This is a genomic window from Micromonospora sp. DT4, assembly GCF_049841675.1.
In the GTDB taxonomy this organism is placed as follows: Bacteria; Actinomycetota; Actinomycetes; order Mycobacteriales; family Micromonosporaceae; genus Micromonospora.
Map to the genome: position 1 here is coordinate 1 of NZ_JBNCKT010000253.1, position 2206 is coordinate 2206.

The 2206-nt window shown below is 62.0% G+C and carries 1 protein-coding gene; it reads right to left on the minus strand.

What is annotated here, in order from left to right; genetic code table 11:
- Positions 1-2176 (minus strand): hypothetical protein (locus tag ACLQ24_RS29375; protein ID WP_425894989.1); only part of this gene is annotated, 2176 nt, incomplete at its 3' end.
- Positions 2177-2206 lie beyond the last annotated feature (30 nt).

Consider the following 2206-nt stretch of genomic DNA (forward strand, 5'->3'; position numbering starts at 1 on the left):
CACCCGGCGGCAGGATGACCGACTCCCTCACCACCGCCACACCAGAGCCTGACGCACCCTCCCACGGCAAGGGCCGACGACCCACAGCCAGATTGGCGACCTTCTGCGTCGCGGCGGACACCGACCGCAACTCCCCACCGGCCGCCCCCTCTGGGCGGCCAAGAACAGCCGGCTTGGCGGTCGTCTGTGTCGTGGCGGACACCGACTGCGACTCCCCGCCGGCCGCCTCCTTTGGGCGCACAAGAAAGGTCTTGCCGTCCCGAGACTCCGTCTGCAACCCACGGGCACTCAGAGCCTGAGCGATCATTTTCTGCGGACCCACACGCCCGACGTCGATGAGATTCCTCATCCGCACGCCGAGATCAATGACCTTCCCCGTTTCCGGGAGCGGGACCAGGGTGTCGTATGCAGGGATCTTTCCCGCCCTTGTGGAGTCACCTTCGCACCAGAGGTCATAAGCGGCGAACGTATCCTCGTCCCTATCCGCCTTCTCGGCAACAGTGACAAGCATGCCCTTGTCTCGGGGGATTAGAATCTTGCTGCCGATGACCTTCGGTTGGAAACCGTTATCGTTCAGAACATCGAAGAGTTCCTGATGAAACAAAAATCCCATTTGCCGCAAAATATGAAATGTTTTCCCGACGGGGTGAACATTCTCCTCGGCATCCTTCACCTCTTCTGTCTTGGCGGGAATTTTGCCCGAGTTCTCGCGATCTGGCCCCACCCAAAGCTGAATCCCCGCGATCCGCTCCTGATTGTCCTCTTCCTGCTTGGCCGTTGGTGGCCGGGGCTTCCGTGGCGGCCTCCCGGGCACCCTCAAACCATCAAATCTCGATGTGTCGCCCTCATTCAGGTAGATGACCTCGAGGCGGCCTTTTTCTTTCAGCATCTCGGCCATCTCGCCGTCCGGGTCGGCATGCCCGTTGCTCTTGAGATTGTGCATAAACTTGCCGAGCTGGAACTGCTCGCCTGGCTTATTCGGATTGGGTCGCTCCAGCGTGCTCTTCGGCATCTTCCCGATGTTATGGAGGTTACCGTTCGCGTCTTCCTCGCTGAGCCAGATGTCATAGACGGCGAGGAAGTCTCTCACGTTCTCGTCGCTCATTCTCCGGAATCCGACGATATGCATATGTCCGCGACCGTCGTTTTTGACCTTGAATCCGGCGTCCTCCAGGGCTTGGGTAAGCTTGTCATCGACGGAAATCACCCAAACTAGTGTCAGGTCAGAGAGAAAATTTCCGACGGGGTATGCCTTTCCTCCGACATTCACAGAATCGCCCCGAGGGGGGATTGTGTTCCGACGGTTGGTGGGGTCTTTCTGCACCCACGTGGTGATGGCGGCGACACGCTCGTCCACGGTGTAGTAGTGTCGCTTGCGACCTTTGTTGGGGTACGGCTTCTGGCGTTGTTTTTGGCGTGATGTTCGGGTTGGTCCGCTGGTGGACGGGGCCGCCGTGTTGTCCTGGCGAGGTGCCTCGTTGCTGACGCGCGGGGCTCGGGTCGGGCGGGTGCTGGGCCCGGCGGTGGGTAGCGTCAGCCGTGGCAGAGGCTCACCAGAGGTGATCAAAGGTGTCGATTGGCTGCCGGCGGGGGTGTCGGCTCCCTCGTCGCTGAAGAGGTCGCCGTAGTCGCCGTCGGAATCGTGCTGGGCGTGGGAGTCGTGCTGGTGTTCGCCGGTGGTGTTCGCGGGTACGGCGCTGGTGCTCGGGGTGGGCTCGGGCGGGTGGGGTGTGAGTAATGTCTGGAAGGGGTCCCATGCCCAGATGCCGTGAGGGTTATCGCCGTTTGTGGCGGCGGGCAGGTGGTCGTAGGCGCCGACAGTGGTGTCGGTGAGTGGGGCCGTCCACTGTCCGGATATGAAGTCCTGCGATGTGAGGTCGGGCATCGCCTGGTCGAAGGGCGCGTGGGTGTCCTGTGTGAACAGGTCCATCGCGGTGTCGTTGAACGATCCGCCGATCTGAGCGTCATGCATCTCGCCGAAGAGGGCGTCCAGGGTGTTGTCCATCCCCAGGCCGAAGGGGTCGTGCAGGGTGTTCATTCCCGCGCCGAAGGGGTCGTTGAGGGTGTTCATCCCCGTGCCGAAGGGGTCGTTCGAGGTGCCCATCCCCGTGCTGAAGGGGTCGGCGTTGAGGGTGTTCATCCCCGTGTCGAAGGGGTCGGCGTTCAGGGTGTTCACGCCCGCGGCGCTGTACGCAGCGTCGACAGA